The organism is Janthinobacterium leeuwenhoeki, assembly GCF_051380795.1.
In the GTDB taxonomy this organism is placed as follows: Bacteria; Pseudomonadota; Gammaproteobacteria; order Burkholderiales; family Burkholderiaceae_D; genus Janthinobacterium.
The window spans coordinates 1-15,253 of the sequence record NZ_JBNYXT010000022.1; the positions used below are offsets into that span (position 1 = coordinate 1).

At 57.4% G+C, this 15,253-nt stretch carries 25 protein-coding genes; 24 read left to right on the forward strand and 1 reads right to left on the reverse strand.

All coding sequences use genetic code 11. From position 1 onward, the window contains the following. The 3 genes from ACQ4WS_RS16855 to ACQ4WS_RS16865 form a co-directional block, all read left to right on the forward strand. On the forward strand, positions 1 to 511 hold a 511-nt coding region (locus ACQ4WS_RS16855; protein ID WP_436478115.1), incomplete at its 5' end, for an EF-Tu C-terminal domain-related protein. 179 nt (positions 512 to 690) lie between these two features. Continuing rightward, complete coding sequence (gene rpsJ / locus ACQ4WS_RS16860; protein ID WP_010394389.1) at positions 691 to 1,008, forward strand: 30S ribosomal protein S10; 318 nt, start codon at positions 691 to 693, stop codon at positions 1,006 to 1,008. A 215-nt stretch (positions 1,009 to 1,223) separates the two neighbouring features. Then, positions 1,224 to 2,069 carry a DUF817 domain-containing protein gene (locus tag ACQ4WS_RS16865; protein ID WP_436478117.1) on the forward strand — a complete coding sequence of 282 codons (846 nt, stop codon included), beginning with the start codon at positions 1,224 to 1,226 and terminating at the stop codon, positions 2,067 to 2,069. A gap of 21 nt (positions 2,070 to 2,090) precedes the next feature. On the opposite strand, the gene ACQ4WS_RS16870 is transcribed toward ACQ4WS_RS16865, so the two are convergent. After that, the gene (locus tag ACQ4WS_RS16870) at positions 2,091 to 2,636 is read right to left on the reverse strand and encodes a tetratricopeptide repeat protein (protein WP_436478119.1); all 546 of its coding nucleotides are present in this window, start codon (positions 2,634 to 2,636) and stop codon (positions 2,091 to 2,093) included. A gap of 175 nt (positions 2,637 to 2,811) precedes the next feature. Between ACQ4WS_RS16870 and creB the strand changes: the two genes are divergently transcribed. The 21 genes from creB to rpsE all read left to right on the forward strand — a co-directional run bounded on the left by creB (position 2,812) and on the right by rpsE (position 15,244). After that, positions 2,812 to 3,537: a two-component system response regulator CreB gene (gene creB / locus ACQ4WS_RS16875; protein WP_436478121.1), complete on the forward strand. Its 726-nt coding sequence runs from the start codon at positions 2,812 to 2,814 to the stop codon at positions 3,535 to 3,537. Then, positions 3,534 to 4,955: a two-component system sensor histidine kinase CreC gene (gene creC / locus ACQ4WS_RS16880; RefSeq protein ID WP_436478123.1), complete on the forward strand. Its 1,422-nt coding sequence runs from the start codon at positions 3,534 to 3,536 to the stop codon at positions 4,953 to 4,955. The genes creB and creC overlap by 4 nt, the downstream gene beginning before the upstream one ends. An 86-nt stretch (positions 4,956 to 5,041) precedes the next feature. Continuing rightward, positions 5,042 to 6,433: a cell envelope integrity protein CreD gene (creD, locus tag ACQ4WS_RS16885; protein WP_436478125.1), complete on the forward strand. Its 1,392-nt coding sequence runs from the start codon at positions 5,042 to 5,044 to the stop codon at positions 6,431 to 6,433. Between the two features lie 387 nt (positions 6,434 to 6,820). Further along, a complete protein-coding gene (gene rplC, locus ACQ4WS_RS16890; RefSeq protein WP_010394393.1) occupies positions 6,821 to 7,477 on the forward strand; it encodes a 50S ribosomal protein L3 in 657 nt (218 codons plus the stop codon). A 3-nt stretch (positions 7,478 to 7,480) separates the two neighbouring features. Next, complete coding sequence (gene rplD, locus ACQ4WS_RS16895) at positions 7,481 to 8,101, forward strand: 50S ribosomal protein L4 (RefSeq protein WP_034753197.1); 621 nt, start codon at positions 7,481 to 7,483, stop codon at positions 8,099 to 8,101. Next, entirely contained in the window at positions 8,098 to 8,415 is a 318-nt protein-coding gene (rplW, locus tag ACQ4WS_RS16900; RefSeq protein ID WP_010394398.1) for a 50S ribosomal protein L23, read from the forward strand. The genes rplD and rplW overlap by 4 nt, the downstream gene beginning before the upstream one ends. Continuing rightward, the gene (rplB, locus tag ACQ4WS_RS16905; protein WP_034753198.1) at positions 8,415 to 9,242 is read left to right on the forward strand and encodes a 50S ribosomal protein L2; all 828 of its coding nucleotides are present in this window, start codon (positions 8,415 to 8,417) and stop codon (positions 9,240 to 9,242) included. The genes rplW and rplB overlap by 1 nt, the downstream gene beginning before the upstream one ends. 10 nt (positions 9,243 to 9,252) lie before the next feature. Next, complete coding sequence (gene rpsS / locus ACQ4WS_RS16910; protein ID WP_008444295.1) at positions 9,253 to 9,528, forward strand: 30S ribosomal protein S19; 276 nt, start codon at positions 9,253 to 9,255, stop codon at positions 9,526 to 9,528. Then, the gene (gene rplV, locus ACQ4WS_RS16915) at positions 9,525 to 9,857 is read left to right on the forward strand and encodes a 50S ribosomal protein L22 (RefSeq protein WP_170840583.1); all 333 of its coding nucleotides are present in this window, start codon (positions 9,525 to 9,527) and stop codon (positions 9,855 to 9,857) included. Before rpsS ends, rplV begins: the two co-directional genes overlap by 4 nt. A gap of 9 nt (positions 9,858 to 9,866) precedes the next feature. Beyond that, complete coding sequence (gene rpsC / locus ACQ4WS_RS16920; RefSeq protein ID WP_034753199.1) at positions 9,867 to 10,691, forward strand: 30S ribosomal protein S3; 825 nt, start codon at positions 9,867 to 9,869, stop codon at positions 10,689 to 10,691. Between the two features lie 2 nt (positions 10,692 to 10,693). Further along, the gene (gene rplP / locus ACQ4WS_RS16925) at positions 10,694 to 11,113 is read left to right on the forward strand and encodes a 50S ribosomal protein L16 (RefSeq protein ID WP_034753201.1); all 420 of its coding nucleotides are present in this window, start codon (positions 10,694 to 10,696) and stop codon (positions 11,111 to 11,113) included. A gap of 12 nt (positions 11,114 to 11,125) precedes the next feature. After that, positions 11,126 to 11,317: a 50S ribosomal protein L29 gene (rpmC, locus tag ACQ4WS_RS16930; RefSeq protein ID WP_010394412.1), complete on the forward strand. Its 192-nt coding sequence runs from the start codon at positions 11,126 to 11,128 to the stop codon at positions 11,315 to 11,317. After that, a complete protein-coding gene (gene rpsQ / locus ACQ4WS_RS16935) occupies positions 11,314 to 11,586 on the forward strand; it encodes a 30S ribosomal protein S17 (protein ID WP_010394415.1) in 273 nt (90 codons plus the stop codon). The genes rpmC and rpsQ overlap by 4 nt, the downstream gene beginning before the upstream one ends. 253 nt (positions 11,587 to 11,839) lie before the next feature. After that, on the forward strand, positions 11,840 to 12,208 hold the full coding sequence (rplN, locus tag ACQ4WS_RS16940) for a 50S ribosomal protein L14 (protein WP_008444317.1): 369 nt from the start codon (positions 11,840 to 11,842) through the stop codon (positions 12,206 to 12,208). A 9-nt stretch (positions 12,209 to 12,217) separates the two neighbouring features. After that, positions 12,218 to 12,532, forward strand: coding sequence for a 50S ribosomal protein L24 (rplX, locus tag ACQ4WS_RS16945; RefSeq protein WP_034753204.1), 315 nt, complete (start codon positions 12,218 to 12,220; stop codon positions 12,530 to 12,532). Between the two features lie 6 nt (positions 12,533 to 12,538). Then, a complete protein-coding gene (rplE, locus tag ACQ4WS_RS16950) occupies positions 12,539 to 13,078 on the forward strand; it encodes a 50S ribosomal protein L5 (protein WP_010394421.1) in 540 nt (179 codons plus the stop codon). Positions 13,079 to 13,080: 2 nt separating this feature from the next. After that, positions 13,081 to 13,386, forward strand: a complete 306-nt coding sequence (rpsN, locus tag ACQ4WS_RS16955; RefSeq protein ID WP_010394423.1) for a 30S ribosomal protein S14 — start codon at positions 13,081 to 13,083, stop codon at positions 13,384 to 13,386. Positions 13,387 to 13,400: 14 nt separating this feature from the next. Then, on the forward strand, positions 13,401 to 13,796 hold the full coding sequence (rpsH, locus tag ACQ4WS_RS16960; protein ID WP_034753208.1) for a 30S ribosomal protein S8: 396 nt from the start codon (positions 13,401 to 13,403) through the stop codon (positions 13,794 to 13,796). 10 nt (positions 13,797 to 13,806) lie between these two features. Beyond that, a complete protein-coding gene (gene rplF / locus ACQ4WS_RS16965; protein WP_034778281.1) occupies positions 13,807 to 14,340 on the forward strand; it encodes a 50S ribosomal protein L6 in 534 nt (177 codons plus the stop codon). 13 nt (positions 14,341 to 14,353) lie between these two features. Further along, positions 14,354 to 14,716: a 50S ribosomal protein L18 gene (rplR, locus tag ACQ4WS_RS16970; RefSeq protein WP_010394431.1), complete on the forward strand. Its 363-nt coding sequence runs from the start codon at positions 14,354 to 14,356 to the stop codon at positions 14,714 to 14,716. A 9-nt stretch (positions 14,717 to 14,725) separates the two neighbouring features. Then, positions 14,726 to 15,244: a 30S ribosomal protein S5 gene (gene rpsE, locus ACQ4WS_RS16975; protein WP_010394433.1), complete on the forward strand. Its 519-nt coding sequence runs from the start codon at positions 14,726 to 14,728 to the stop codon at positions 15,242 to 15,244. The last annotated feature ends 9 nt before the right edge of the window (positions 15,245 to 15,253 follow it).

Below are 15,253 nucleotides of genomic sequence, written 5' to 3' on the forward strand. Positions count from 1 at the left end.
TACCGTGGTAACCGGTCGTATCGAGCGCGGCATTGTTAAAGTCGGCGAAGAGATCGAAATCGTCGGTATTATCGATACCGTCAAAACGACTTGCACCGGCGTGGAAATGTTCCGCAAGCTGCTGGACCAAGGTCAAGCAGGCGACAACGTTGGTCTGCTGCTGCGCGGCACCAAGCGTGAAGACGTGCAACGTGGTCAAGTTCTGGCAAAGCCAGGTTCGATCAAGCCGCATGCTCACTTCACCGGCGAGATCTATGTTCTGTCGAAAGACGAAGGCGGCCGTCATACGCCATTCTTCAACAACTATCGTCCACAGTTCTACTTCCGCACGACGGACGTAACTGGTTCGATCGAGTTGCCAGCAGACAAAGAAATGGTCATGCCAGGCGATAACGTGTCGATCACTGTCAAGCTGATCAACCCGATCGCGATGGAAGAAGGTCTGCGCTTCGCTATCCGCGAAGGCGGCCGTACCGTCGGCGCTGGTGTTGTTGCAAAAATCCTGGCTTAATTCTTAAGCCTGCATAAAAGAAGACGCGTCGTCGCCCGGCGCCCTTCTTTTTATTCAACTGCCGGGGTGGGCAAGCATTTTGGTGCTATCATGTCGACCCTGACGGTTGTTGCGTCAGAAATTCCCGTATTACCTCATTGCCGTGCAGACCGCGCGGTTCGTTCTTTTAAGGAAATATCATGTCGGCACCAAACCAAAAAATCCGTATCCGCCTGAAGGCTTTCGATTACAAACTGATCGACCAGTCCGCTCTGGAAATCGTTGAAACCGCGAAGCGCACCGGCGCTGTCGTCAAAGGCCCAGTACCACTGCCTACCCGTATTCAACGTTTCGATGTGCTGCGTTCCCCGCACGTCAACAAAACTTCGCGCGATCAGTTCGAGATCCGTACGCACCAACGCCTGATGGACATCGTTGACCCAACGGACAAAACCGTTGACGCGCTGATGAAGCTGGACCTGCCAGCTGGTGTTGATGTCGAAATCAAACTGCAATAAGAGTTTCAAGGGCGGCTGACAACACCATAACACAAGGTGTTGACAGCTGTTCCAGGCCGGCGGGGTGTCCCGCTGCCTGATGATGGGGCCGGGCCTGCTCACGATCGTGAGTGCGCCCGGCCCCATTGCTATTGGTGCCTGCCCAACGCTGGCGGCCCCTGGGTGCAGGTGCAAAATCGCTTTACAGCGCTGCGGGCGGCCGATAAAGTTGCTGCATGCTCAATGCCCTCGATACCCACCTGTTAAATGCCACTCCCCGTCAGCGCTTGCGCGGCTGGCCGCGCTTCCTGACCGAATTCCTGTATTTCGGCATCAAGGAGGCGAGGTCGTGCCTGTTCGTGGGACTGTTTTTTGCTACCGTGTTCCTGGTGCCGCGCGCCGGCCTGTTCGGCTTGCCGCGCTATGACGTGCTGCTGCTGGCGGCCCTGGCGATCCAGGGTGCGATGCTGTGGGGCGGACTGGAAACGTGGGATGAATTGAAAGCCATCTGCCTGTTTCATGCGGTCGGCTTCGCGCTGGAGGTGTTCAAGGTATCGGGGGCGATCCAGTCGTGGAGCTATCCTGACTTCGCCTACAGCAAGGTGTTCGGCGTGCCCCTGTTTTCCGGCTTCATGTACGCGGCCGTCGGCAGCTACATCATCCAGACCTGGCGCCTGCTCGACATGCGGATACGCCACCATCCGCCGTACTGGATGGCGGTGCTGATCGCGCTGCTGATCTACGCCAACTTCTTCACCCATCACTACATCGGCGACTATCGCTGGTATCTGGCCGCCTGCGCGCTGGGCTTGTACGCGCGCACCACCGTGGTGTTCCGTCCGCTCGACCGCGACCGCAGCATGCCCTTGCTGCTCGGTTTCGTGCTGGTCGGCTTCTTTATCTGGCTGGCTGAAAACATCAGCACCTTCTGGGGCGTGTGGCGCTATCCGAACCAGCTTGGCGCCTGGTCGGTGGTGCATGTCAGCAAATGGAGCTCATGGTCTCTGCTGGTGGTGATGACGTTCACCATCGTGGCCCACCTCAAGCACATCAAGGCCAGCATCCACGTCGCCCAGCCGTAGGCCGGGCCCCGGGAGTCTCTTTTACAGGCTGGCCGCGACCGCGTCGAAGCGATTGCCGAGCGCCGCCTGCGGGCCGCCTTGCAGCTGTTTGGCGTACTGGCGCAGCACTTGCGCCGAATGCGTGCGCGAGGCGGATGACAGCTTCGGCAGCAGCGGCAGCACTTTCTCCAGGTATCCCGTGCCTTCCTGCCACTTGCCTTGCGCCGCCAGCGCCGACGCCAGCTCCACCATGCGGCGCCCGATGCGCGCATCGCTGCGTGGTTGCGCCGCTTCTTCCGTGGCCAGGGCTTGCCGGTACAACTGCTCCGCTTCGGCATTCTTGCCCTGCAAGCGCTTGATGCGGCCCAGGTTGTACTGGCGTTGCGAGAGGATATCCGCGCTGGCACCGGCCTGCTCGGCGCTGCGCAGCGCCTGTACGCAAGCCAGTTCCGCTTCACCAAACTGGCCTTTGAGCTCGGCCGCGTTGCAGGCGTCGTGTTGTGCGTTGGAAGTGGGGAGCGTCGCTGGCGCCGCGCAGGCGGCCAGCAGGCTGACAGCGCATAGCAGGCTGATGGTATGGGTCTTCATAGTCTCCTCGGACGGGTGTTGGACACGGTGTATCAGTGGAGTCATGCTGCGGTAAATATACTATAAGTTTTCTGGGGCGGGTGGCTTTTTGCCGGCGCACCGCAAGGCGCGCGATTGACGTCGCTTGCCCGCTTCAGGGATACTCCGGGCTTGTCCATTAATGCGTGCCGCCGCCATGTCCAAGACTGTCCTGATCGTGGAAGATGAACAGGCGATTGCCGACAGCATCGCCTATGCCCTGCGCACGGACGGCTTTACGCCGCGCCATGTGATGTTGGGCGAGCACGCCCTGGCCGCGCTGCGCCCAGCGCCCGGCGAAGCGGCGCAGATGCCCGTGCTGGTGGTGCTCGACGTGGGCTTGCCCGACATGAGCGGGCTGGAAGTGTGCCGCCGGCTGCGCCAGTTTTCCGAGGTGCCGGTGATCTTCCTGACGGCCCGCAGCGACGAGATCGATCGCATCGTCGGCCTGGAAATCGGCGCCGATGATTACGTCACCAAACCGTTTTCGCCGCGCGAACTGGTGGCGCGCATCCGCGTTATCCTGCGCCGCGCAGGCGTCGCCCAGGTGCCGCGCGAGACTGGCATGACGATAGCCGCGCCAGTCGCCGCGCCGGCGCGCTTCGAGTTGCGCGCGCTGGAGGCGAAAGTGCTGTTTCACGGCCAGCCGCTGGACCTGACCCGCTATGAATACCTGTTGCTGAAAACCCTGCTGGCGCATCCAGGCCACGTGCTGTCGCGCGCGCAGTTGATGGAGCGCGTGTGGAGCGGTGCGCCCGACACGCTCGAGCGCACCGTCGATGCGCACGTCAAATCGCTACGCGCCAAGCTGCGTGTCGTGGATGCGCAGGTCGACCCTATCCACACCCACCGTGGCCTCGGCTATAGCCTGGCCAGCGCATGAAAATCGGCCTGCGCATCCTGCTGGGCTACTTCCTGATCGTGGGCCTGGCCGCGTGGTTCCTGCTGAACGTCTTCATGGAGCAGGTCAAGCCGGGCGTGCGCTCGACTCTGGAAGACACCCTGGTCGATACCTCGCAATTGCTGGCCAGCCTGGTGGCGCCCGACGTAAAGGCGGGCACGCTGGCGCAATCGCCCTTGGCTGAACGCATGCAGGATTACGCGCGCCATGGTGTCGACGTCAGTATCAATGGCGTGCGCAAGCGCACGCTCGATTACCGCATCACCATCACGGACCGGCATGGCATCGTACTGTTCGATTCCAGCGGGCGCGACGTGGGGCGCGACTATTCGCGCTGGAATGACGTGTATCTCACCTTGCAGGGCAAGTATGGCGCGCGCAGCACGCGCAGCCGGCCAGACGACGAGATGTCGACGGTGATGCATGTGGCCGCCCCGATTCGTGACGGCAATGAGGTGATCGGCGTGCTGACGGTGGCCAAGCCGAACGCCAGCGTGCAAGCGTTTGTCGAGCGCAGCCAGCGCAAGATATTGCAGCGTGGCGCCGTGCTGTTGCTGTTGTCCCTGCTGATCGGCCTGGCATTTGCCTGGTGGTTGCACCATGCGCTGGGCAAGCTGATGCATTACATCGGCGACGTGGAAGCGGGGCGCAAGGTGGCGCTGCCGGCGCTGGGCAGGAACGAGATCGGCACCCTGGGGCGGGCGCTGGAGGTGATGCGCACGCGCCTGGAAGGGAAGGAATATGTGGAGCAGCTGATGCACACCCTGGCACATGAATTGAAAAGCCCGATCGCTGCCATCCAGGCCTCAGCCGAACTGCTGCAGGAAGACATGCCGCCGGCCGAGCGCCGCCAGTTCCTCGCCAGTATCCTGGAACAGAATGCGCGCCAGCGGCAGTTGATCGACAAGCTGCTGGCCCTCGTGCGCGTGGAAAAGCAGCAGCGCCTGGATAAGCCCGAGCGTATCGCCTTGGCGCCCCTGCTGGCGCAAGTGGCGCAGGACGCAGCCGCCACTCTGGCAGCGCGTGGCGTGCGCCTGCAGTTGCAGGCGGAAGAGGGGAGCGTGGCCGGGGACGCCCTGCTGCTGCGCCAGGCGCTGGGCAACCTGCTCGACAATGCGGCTGGCTTTGCGCCGCCCGGCAGCTGCATCGACCTGACGGCGCATCGCCAGGGCAGCCAGATGGAAATTGCCGTGCGCGACCAAGGCGAGGGCATCCCCGCGTATGCGCTCGAACGCGTCTTCGAGCGTTTTTATTCCTTGCCGCGCCCGAGCGCCGGCAAGAGCACGGGCCTGGGCCTGCCCTTTGTGCGCGAGGTCGCTTCCCTGCATGGCGGCACGGTCGAAGTGCTCAATCATACTGAGGGCGGCGCCTGTGCGCGCCTGTGCCTGCCGCTGGCGTAGCACACTTTATTTGCCGGCTTCACACAGACTGCATCGTCAGCGCATACAGCTTTTTTACACTGGCATCCTTACTTCAAGGATGCGCCATGCAAAAAACTCTATTCGTCAAAGCGTTGATCGTGTTCGGCCTGATGCTGCTGATCGGCCTGCCTTTGCTGATGATTCAGGAAACGATCAAGGAGCGGATGGAATTCCGCCAGGAAGCCGTCAACAGCATCGCCGCCGATTCGGTGCGCGAACAAACCATCATCGGCCCCATCTTGGTGATTCCCTACACGGAACAGTACGAAGAGCGCGTGGAAGTGGCCAGCGGCGATGACAAGGAAGCGAAGTCGCCCGTGCGCACGGAGTTGCTGCACCGCACGGTGCAGCGCCGCTTTCTCGCCTACCCGAACAACCTGCTGATCAATGGCAGCATCGACGCGGATCGCCGCTACCGCGGCATTCATCAGGTGCTGGTCTACAGCGGCCAGCATGCCTTCCAGGGCGACTTCACGGTGCCGGCCGGCAGCCAACTGCCGCGCAAGTCGCCGGACTCGCGCGTGACCCTGGGCACGCCTTTCGTGGCCCTGTCCATCGAGGACGTGCGCGGCATCCGCAACATCCCGAAAATCGACTGGGGCGGCCAGAAGATCGAATTCGAGCAGGGCACCGAGCTGTTTGCCTTCCGCAGCGGCCTGCATGCGCCGCTGGGCGCCATGCCGCTGGCCCAGGCGCAACAGGTGAAATTCAGCTTTGACCTGGGCCTCGATGGCATCGAACGCCAGCATTTCGTCCCGGTGGCGAAAAACAGCCAGATCAGCATCAAGTCGAACTGGCCCCATCCGCAGTTTGGCGGCCGCTTCCTGCCGTCGCCGAAACATCGCCAGATCAATGCCGATGGCTTTCAGGTCGAGTGGAACATCTCCTCGCTGGCCACCAATGCGCAAACGCAGCTGAGCACCATCGAGGGAGAATTCAAGGTGCCAGACAGTGCGCCGCTGGGTCAGGTGGACCGCTTCAGCGTGGGCTTCATCGAGCCCGTGAATGTGTATTCGCAGTCGGACCGGGCCACCAAATACGGCTTGCTGTTCGTGGCGCTGACCTTTGCCGCCTTCTTCATCTTTGAAATTTTGAAAAGCCTGCCGATCCACCCGGTGCAGTATTTGCTGGTGGGCCTGTCGCTGGTGATCTTTTTCCTGCTGCTGGTAGGCCTGGCCGAGCACATCGCCTTCCTGGCCGCCTACCTGATCGCCAGCGCCGCCTGTATCGCGCTGACCAGCTTTTATCTGGTGCACGTGCTGCACAACGCCTGGCGCGGCATCGGCTTCGGTGTGGCCCTGACCATGCTGTATGGCGCGCTGTACGGCTTGCTGAGCTCGGAAAACAATGCGCTGGTGATGGGCAGCATCCTGCTGTTTGCCGTGCTGGCAGCCATCATGGTGGCGACGCGCAAGGTGGACTGGTATCAGATTGGTAAAGGAGTGCCGCAGGAATAAACGCTACCCGCGCGCCATGCGCCGCCTTCCAGCCAGAGCGGACGGTATATGCCCGGGCTGGCTTTTTTTCGGGCCTCGCGTCCGGGAGGGGCGGGGTGGGGCGCGCATGCCATTTCGCGGCGCGTGTGTTTCTGTCATCGTCCGCCAGGCCGCATGAAGCCGTGCTTTTCGTCCGTTAGCTTGCCCTGCAGCAGGTTTTTTTCGGCGCGCCGACAACTCCCGCAGGGGCGTCGCGCAACACTTTGACATACCTCGTGTTAACTTGTTGCGTCAAGGGTTTTTGTGCTATATACTAGCCGGCTTCGGTATGGATTCGTCTTTTTTGAGTCCTACGTTACTTTGTAGTTAAACAAGCCCCGCCCAATCGCAGGTGGGAATGGAGAAAAAATGAGCCTAGGCCTTCTCGGTCGCAAGGTTGGTATGATGCGCATTTTCACGGATGAAGGGGATTCGATCCCGGTCACCGTGTTGGACGTATCGAACAACCGTGTTGCGCAAATCAAAACCCCTGAAACAGATGGTTACTCCGCTGTTCAGGTCGCATTCGGTCAACGTCGCGCTTCCCGCGTGACCAAAGCTGTTGCTGGTCATCACGCTAAAGCTGGTGTTGAAGCCGGTACTCTGTTGAAAGAGTTCCGTGTCGATGCTGCTAAAGCGGCTGAACTGAAAGCTGGCGATGTTGTCGCTGCTTCCCTGTTCGAAGTCGGTCAAAAGATCGACGTGCAAGGCGTTACCATCGGTAAAGGCTATGCAGGCGTTATCAAACGTTACCACTTCGCTTCTGGCCGTGCAACGCACGGTAACTCGCGTTCGCACAACGTTCCAGGTTCCATCGGTATGGCACAAGATCCAGGTCGCGTTTTCCCTGGTAAGCGCATGACCGGTCATCTGGGTGACGTTAACCGTACGATCCAGAACCTCGTGATCGCCCGTATCGATGCCGACCGTCAGCTGTTGCTGGTCAAAGGCGCGATTCCAGGTGCGAAAAATGGCCAGGTAGTTGTCTCGCCAGCCATCAAAACCAAAGCCAAGAAGGGAGCTTAAACGATGGAACTCAAGCTTCTGAATGCGCAAGGTCAAGCCGCCTCGAACGTTGCTGCAGCCGATACGATTTTCGGCCGTGACTACAATGAAGCGCTGATCCACCAAGTCGTCATCGCTTATCAAGCGAATGCACGTAGTGGTAACCGCAAGCAAAAAGACCGTGAAGAAGTTCACCACACGACGAAAAAGCCATGGCGCCAAAAAGGTACCGGCCGCGCTCGTGCTGGTATGTCGTCGTCGCCACTGTGGCGCGGCGGTGGTCGGATTTTCCCGAACTCGCCTGACGAAAACTTCACCCACAAAGTGAACAAAAAGATGTATCGCGCAGGTATCTGCTCGATCCTGTCGCAGCTGGCTCGCGAAGAGCGCCTGATCGTCATCGACGATCTGACGATCGACGCGCCAAAAACCAAGCTGCTGTCGCAAAAATTGAACGGCCTGGGCTTTGATTCGGTTCTGATCATCACCGACGTTCTGAACGAAAACCTGGAACTGGCATCGCGCAACCTGCCTAACGTACTCGTCGTTGAGCCACGTCACGCAGACCCGATGTCCCTGGTGTTCTACAAGAAGATCTTGGTCACCAAAGCTGCATTGGCTAAGATTGAGGAGATGCTGGCATGAGCGCGATTTTGAAACATAGCGAAGAACGCTTGATGAAGGTGCTGTTGGCGCCGGTCATTTCCGAAAAGGCCACCATGGTCGCGGAAAAGAACGAGCAAATTGTATTCCGCGTACTGCCGGATGCAACCAAGCCTGAAATCAAGGCAGCGGTCGAACTGCTGTTCAAGGTTGAAGTTCTGTCCGTGCAAACTGCAAACCGCGAAGGTAAGCAAAAGCGCACCGGCAAGTTCAACGGTCGTCGTAACCATACCAAGCGTGCTTTCGTGTGCCTGAAGCCTGGCCAGGAAATCAACTTCTCCGAGGAGGCTGCATAATGGCACTCGTTAAGATGAAACCAACCTCGCCAGGCCGTCGCGGCATGGTGAAGGTGGTGAATGCCGACCTGTACAAAGGTCGTCCATTTGCTGCCCTGGTTGAAAAGAAATCCAAGACCGCTGGTCGTAACAACAACGGTCACATCACCACCCGTCATATCGGTGGTGGTCATAAGCAACACTACCGCTTGATCGACTTCAAGCGCACCAAAGATGGTATTCCAGCGAAAGTGGAACGTATCGAATACGATCCAAACCGCACCGCGAATATCGCTCTGTTGTGCTACGCCGACGGCGAACGTCACTACATCATCGCAACCAAAGGCATGGCCGTTGGCGACAGCGTGATGAACGGTTCGGAAGCACCGATCAAATCGGGTAACTGCTTGCCAATCCGTAACATCCCAGTCGGTACCGTGATGCATTGCGTTGAAATGCTGCCAGGTAAAGGTGCCCAAATGGCACGTACCGCCGGCGCTGGCGTTGTGCTGATGGCACGTGAAGGTACCTACGCTCAAGTGCGTCTGCGCTCGGGTGAAGTACGTCGCGTGCACATCGAGTGCCGCGCAACGGTTGGTGAAGTCGGCAATGCCGAGCACAGCCTGCGTAAAATCGGTAAAGCTGGTGCGATGCGCTGGCGCGGTGTTCGTCCTACCGTTCGCGGTGTGGTCATGAACCCGGTCGATCACCCGCACGGTGGTGGTGAAGGTAAAACAGCAGCTGGTCGTCATCCAGTTTCGCCTTGGGGCCAACAGACTAAGGGTAAGAAAACACGCAGCAACAAGCGTACGACTTCCATGATCGTCTCGCGCCGCGGCAAGAAATAAGGGGTAGCACATGACACGTTCATTGAAAAAAGGGCCGTTCTGTGACGCCCACCTGGTGAAAAAAGTTGAAGCCGCGCAAGCAGCCAAAGACAAAAAGCCAATCAAAACCTGGTCGCGTCGTTCGACAATCATGCCTGACTTTATCGGCCTGACGATCGCGGTTCATAACGGCAAGCTGCACGTGCCGGTTTATGTTTCCGAAAACATGGTTGGTCACAAGCTCGGCGAATTCGCACTGACCCGTACGTTCAAGGGCCATGCAGCTGACAAAAAGGCTAAGAAATAATGGAAACTAAAGCTATCCTCAAAGGTGTGCGCCTGTCGGACCAAAAGGGCCGCCTGGTTGCGGACCTGATCCGTGGCAAGAAAGTTGACGCTGCACTCAACATCTTGCAATTCAGCCCGAAAAAAGGTGCTGCGATCATCAAGCGCGTTCTGGAATCCGCTATTGCGAATGCCGAGCACAATGATGGCGCGGACATCGACGAATTGTTCGTGAAAACGATCTACGTCGAAAAGGGCCCGGTCCTGAAGCGCTTCACCGCGCGTGCAAAAGGCCGTGGCGACCGTATTTCGAAACAATCCTGTCACGTTTACGTGACTGTCGGTAACTAAGGAGCCACGATGGGTCAGAAAATTCATCCAACCGGTTTCCGTCTGGCGGTCACCCGTAACTGGGCTTCGCGCTGGTATGCAGGCAACGGTAATTTCGCTGCCATGCTGAACGAAGACTTGAAAGCACGTGCTTACCTGAAAAAGAAACTGAAGAACGCATCCGTTGGTCGCATCGTTATCGAGCGCCCAGCTAAGAACGCGCGCTTCACGATCTACAGCTCGCGTCCAGGCGTGGTCATTGGTAAAAAAGGCGAAGACATCGAAGTACTGAAGTCCGCGCTGACCAAGATCATGGGCGTACCTGTTCACGTGAACATCGAAGAAATTCGCAAGCCAGAAATCGACTCGCAACTGATCGCCGATTCGATCGCTCAGCAGCTGGAAAAACGGATCATGTTCCGCCGCGCCATGAAGCGTGCAATGCAAAATGCAATGCGCCTGGGTGCTCTCGGTATCAAGATCATGTCGTCCGGCCGTCTGAACGGTATCGAAATCGCGCGTAAAGAGTGGTACCGCGAAGGCCGCGTGCCTCTGCATACCCTGCGCGCCGATATCGACTACGGTACCAGCGAAGCGTCGACCACCTACGGCATCATCGGTGTCAAGGTGTGGGTATACAAAGGTGACCGCGCGCCTAACGGCGATGCACCAGTCATCGATACCCCAGCTGACGAGAAGAAAAGCCGCGGCCCACGCCGTGACGATGGCAAGCCAGCTGGCCGTCCACGTCCAGCCGGTGCCGGTGCGAAACCATCCACAGCACCAGGTGCACGTGTGCGTACCGCCGCTAAACCGGCCGCCGCAGCAGCACCAGCTGAGAAAGCAGGAGAATAATCATGCTGCAACCAGCACGCAGAAAGTATCGTAAAGAGCAGAAAGGCCGTAATACCGGTATTTCGCACAGCCGCGGCACCGCCGTGTCGTTTGGCGAATTCGGTCTGAAGGCAGTTGCGCGCGGTCGTATCACTGCGCGTCAAATTGAAGCGGCGCGTCGTGCAATGACGCGTCACATCAAGCGCGGTGGCCGTATCTGGATCCGTATTTTCCCGGACAAACCGATTTCGAACAAACCGGCTGAAGTCCGTATGGGTAACGGTAAAGGTAATCCTGAGTACTACGTCGCTGAAATTCAGCCAGGCAAAGTACTGTACGAAATGGATGGCGTTGATGAAGCGCTGGCACGGGAAGCTTTCCGTCTTGCCGCCGCTAAACTGCCACTGGCGACGACGTTTGTCATCCGCCAAGTCGGCCAATAATTGGAGTTGTATATGAAAGCATCTGAACTCCGCGGCAAGGACCAGCCAGCTCTGCAAAAAGAGCTGAATGACCTGTTGAAGGCACAGTTCGGCCTGCGCATGCAAATCGCTACGCAGCAGCTGAGCAACACTTCGCAGCTCAAGAAGGTACGCCGCGATATCGCGCGTGTGAAGACGGTAATGAATCTGAAGGAAGCCAAATGAACGAACCAGTGAAACAGTCGCTCAAGCGCACGCTGATCGGTAAAGTGGTTTCGGACAAGATGGACAAGACCGTTACCGTTCTGATCGAGCGCCACGTAAAACATCCTTTGTATGGCAAGATCATCATGCGCTCGAACAAGTATCACGCGCATGACGAGACCAACCAAGTCAAGGCCGGTGATACGGTCGAGATCCAGGAAGGTCGCCCGATCTCCAAAACGAAGGCATGGACGGTAACACGTGTGGTTCAAGCCGCACCAACCGTTTAAATAAAAACCACCGTTTCGGCGGTGGGTTTTAATTAGTACTTGCAGGCCCGCAAATTGTATGTAATACTTGCGGGCTTCGTTCATGTAACGCCGCAAAGTGTCTGGCCACAGACAGTAGCATTCGCGGTCAGTTGATGTATGAAGGTCATGCACCCAAACAGTGAAGCCCAGCAGGGCGGCTCTGGCGGGACCAAGACTGACCGTGGGTCTACATTGTGTGGATTCTTCGGCTTAAGTTGGGAAAGAGAATACTATGATTCAAACTGAAAGCCGGCTCGAAGTGGCTGACAATACCGGTGCCAAAGAAGTAATGTGCATCAAGGTATTGGGCGGCTCCAAGCGCCGTTATGCTGGCATTGGCGATGTGATCAAGGTAACCGTTAAGGTTGCTGCGCCACGTGGCCGTGTCAAAAAAGGTGAAATTTATAACGCCGTGGTTGTGCGCACCGCTAAAGGTGTTCGCCGCCAAGACGGTTCCCTGGTGAAGTTCGACGGCAATGCCGCCGTTCTGTTGAACGCCAAGCTGGAACCGATCGGTACCCGTATTTTTGGACCTGTCACACGCGAACTGCGTACTGAGAAGTTCATGAAAATCGTGTCCCTGGCACCGGAAGTCCTGTAAGGAGTCGTAATGGATAAGATTCGTAAAAACGACGAAGTCATCGTTCTGACCGGGAAAGACAAGGGCAAACGTGGTGTGGTACAGCAGCGTATCGATGCTGAACATATCGTGGTTGACGGCATTAACATCGCTAAAAAAGCGACTAAGCCAAACCCGATGACTGGCGTAACTGGTGGTATCGTCGATAAGACCATGCCAATTCACGTGTCCAACGTTGCATTGTTTAATGCAGCGACTGGCAAGGCAGATCGCGTGGGTTTCAAAGAAGTGGACGGCAAGAAAGTCCGCATCTTTAAATCCTCCGGCGAAGTAGTGAAGGCTTAAGAAATCATGGCACGTCTCCAAGAATTCTATAAAGAAAAAGTCGTTGCCGACCTGACCAGCAAGTTTGGTTATAAGTCGGTAATGGAAGTTCCACGCCTGACCAAGATCACCCTGAACATGGGTGTTGGTGAGGCTATCGCGGATAAAAAAGTTCTCGAGCACGCAGTTGCTGACTTGACCAAGATCGCCGGCCAGAAGCCAGTGACCACCAAGTCCCGCAAAGCGATCGCAGGCTTCAAAATCCGTGAAGGTTACCCGATCGGTACGATGGTCACCCTGCGCGGCGCTCGCATGTACGAGTTCCTGGATCGCTTCATTACCGTGGCTCTGCCGCGCGTACGCGATTTCCGTGGTGTGAACGGCCGTGCATTTGATGGTCGTGGCAACTACAACATCGGTGTCAAGGAACAGATCATTTTCCCTGAAATCGAATACGACAAGATTGACGCGTTGCGCGGTATGAATATCAGCATCACGACAACCGCTAAGACCGATGACGAAGCCAAAGCTTTGCTCGCCGCCTTTAAATTCCCTTTCAGGAACTGATCATGGCCAAACTGTCACTGATTAATCGTGAGATCAAGCGTGCTGACCTGGTGGCGAAATTCGCCCCTAAGCGCGAAGCTCTCAAGGCCATCGTCGATGACCAATCGAAATCGGAAGAAGAGCGCTACGAAGCTCGCCTGAAATTGCAGGCGCTGCCACGTAACTCGAACCCGACGCGTCAACGTAACCGTTGCGCCATCACTGGTCGTCCGCGCGGCACATTCCGTAAATTCGGTCTGGGTCGTATCAAGCTCCGTGAATTCGCCATGCGTGGTGAAATTCCGGGTATGACAAAAGCAAGCTGGTAATAGGAGAATATGCAATGAGTATGAGCGATCCTATCGCCGATATGCTGACCCGCATTCGCAATGCACAAGGCGTGCAAAAGACGACCGTGGCCATGCCATCGTCGAAAGTCAAAATTGCGATTGCCAGCGTCCTGAAGGACGAGGGTTACATTGAAGATTTCGCTGTTGCCGAAGCTGGTGGCAAAGCGGAACTGAAAATCGGTTTGAAGTATTATGTTGGCCGTCCCGTCATTGAGCGCTTGGAGCGCGTGTCCCGTCCGGGTCTGCGCGTCTACAAGGGTAAAGACGAGATCCCTGTTGTGATGAATGGCTTGGGTGTGGCGATCGTGTCGACTCCGCAAGGCGTCATGACTGACCGCAAAGCACGCGCTACCGGTGTCGGCGGCGAAGTTATTTGCTACGTGGCTTAAGGAGTTACACATGTCTCGAGTAGCTAAAATGCCTATCGTAGTGCCAGCTGGCGCCGAAGTCGCCATCTCCGCACAAGCGATCACCGTAAAAGGCCCGCTGGGCGTACTTTCCCAGGCCCTCACCGGCCAGGTTAAAGTGGAAAACAATGCAGGAACCCTGAGTTTCGACGTGGCGAACGACAGCCGCGAAGCCAATGCCATGTCCGGCACGCTGCGCGCACTGGTCAACAACATGGTTGTTGGCGTCACCAAGGGTTTCGAGAAAAAGCTGAACCTGGTAGGCGTGGGTTACAAGGCGCAAGCTCAAGGCGACAAGTTGAATCTGTCCCTGGGTTTCTCGCACCCTGTAGTGCATGACATGCCAGCTGGCGTTACCTGCGCAACACCAACCCCGACCGAGATCCTGATTAAAGGTATCGACCGTCAACAGGTTGGCCAGGTAGCCGCTGAAGTTCGTGCTTACCGCGCTCCTGAGCCTTATAAAGGCAAGGGCGTTCGCTATGCGGACGAAGTGGTTAAGCTTAAAGAAACCAAGAAGAAGTAATTAGGGGCTGACGATGGATAAGAAAGAATCACGGCTTCGCCGCGGACGCCAAACCCGCATCAAGATTGCGGAATTGAAAGTAAATCGCTTGTCGGTGCATCGCACCAACCTGCACATTTACGCCAACCTGATCAGCCCGGACGCTAAAGTCCTGGTTTCGGCCTCGACGGCTGAAGCGGAAGTTCGCGCTGAACTGGCAGGCCAATCCGGCAAAGGCGGCAATGCCGCTGCTGCAGCCTTGATCGGCAAGCGCGTCGCTGAAAAAGCGTTGAAAGCAGGAATTACCGAAGTTGCGTTCGACCGCTCCGGTTTCCGTTACCACGGCCGTGTGAAAGCGTTGGCAGAAGCCGCACGCGAAGCCGGTCTGAAGTTCTAAGGATCAATCATGGCAAAAATGCAAGCAAAAATGCAAAGCGACAAGCCGGATGATGGCATGCGCGAAAAAATGATCGCGATCAACCGCGTGACCAAAGTGGTCAAGGGTGGTCGTATCATGGGTTTCGCCGCGCTGACCGTAGTTGGTGATGGCGATGGCCGCGTCGGCATGGGCAAGGGCAAATCGAAAGAAGTGCCAGTTGGCGTGCAGAAGGCAATGGAAGAAGCCCGTCGCAACCTGATCAAAGTACCGCTCAAAAACGGTACCTTGCATCACACGGTTGTTGGTCGTCACGGCGCCTCCAAGGTCCTGATGAACCCAGCTAAGCCTGGTACTGGCGTTATCGCTGGTGGCGCAATGCGCGCTATCTTCGAAGTGATGGGCGTGACGGACGTGGTGGCGAAATCCACCGGTTCGAACAACCCATACAACCTGGTACGCGCTACGCTGGACGGCCTGTCGAAAATGAGCACTGCTTCCGATATCGCTGCCAAACGCGGCAAGTCGGTTGAAGACATTCTGGCTTAAGGTGGACAA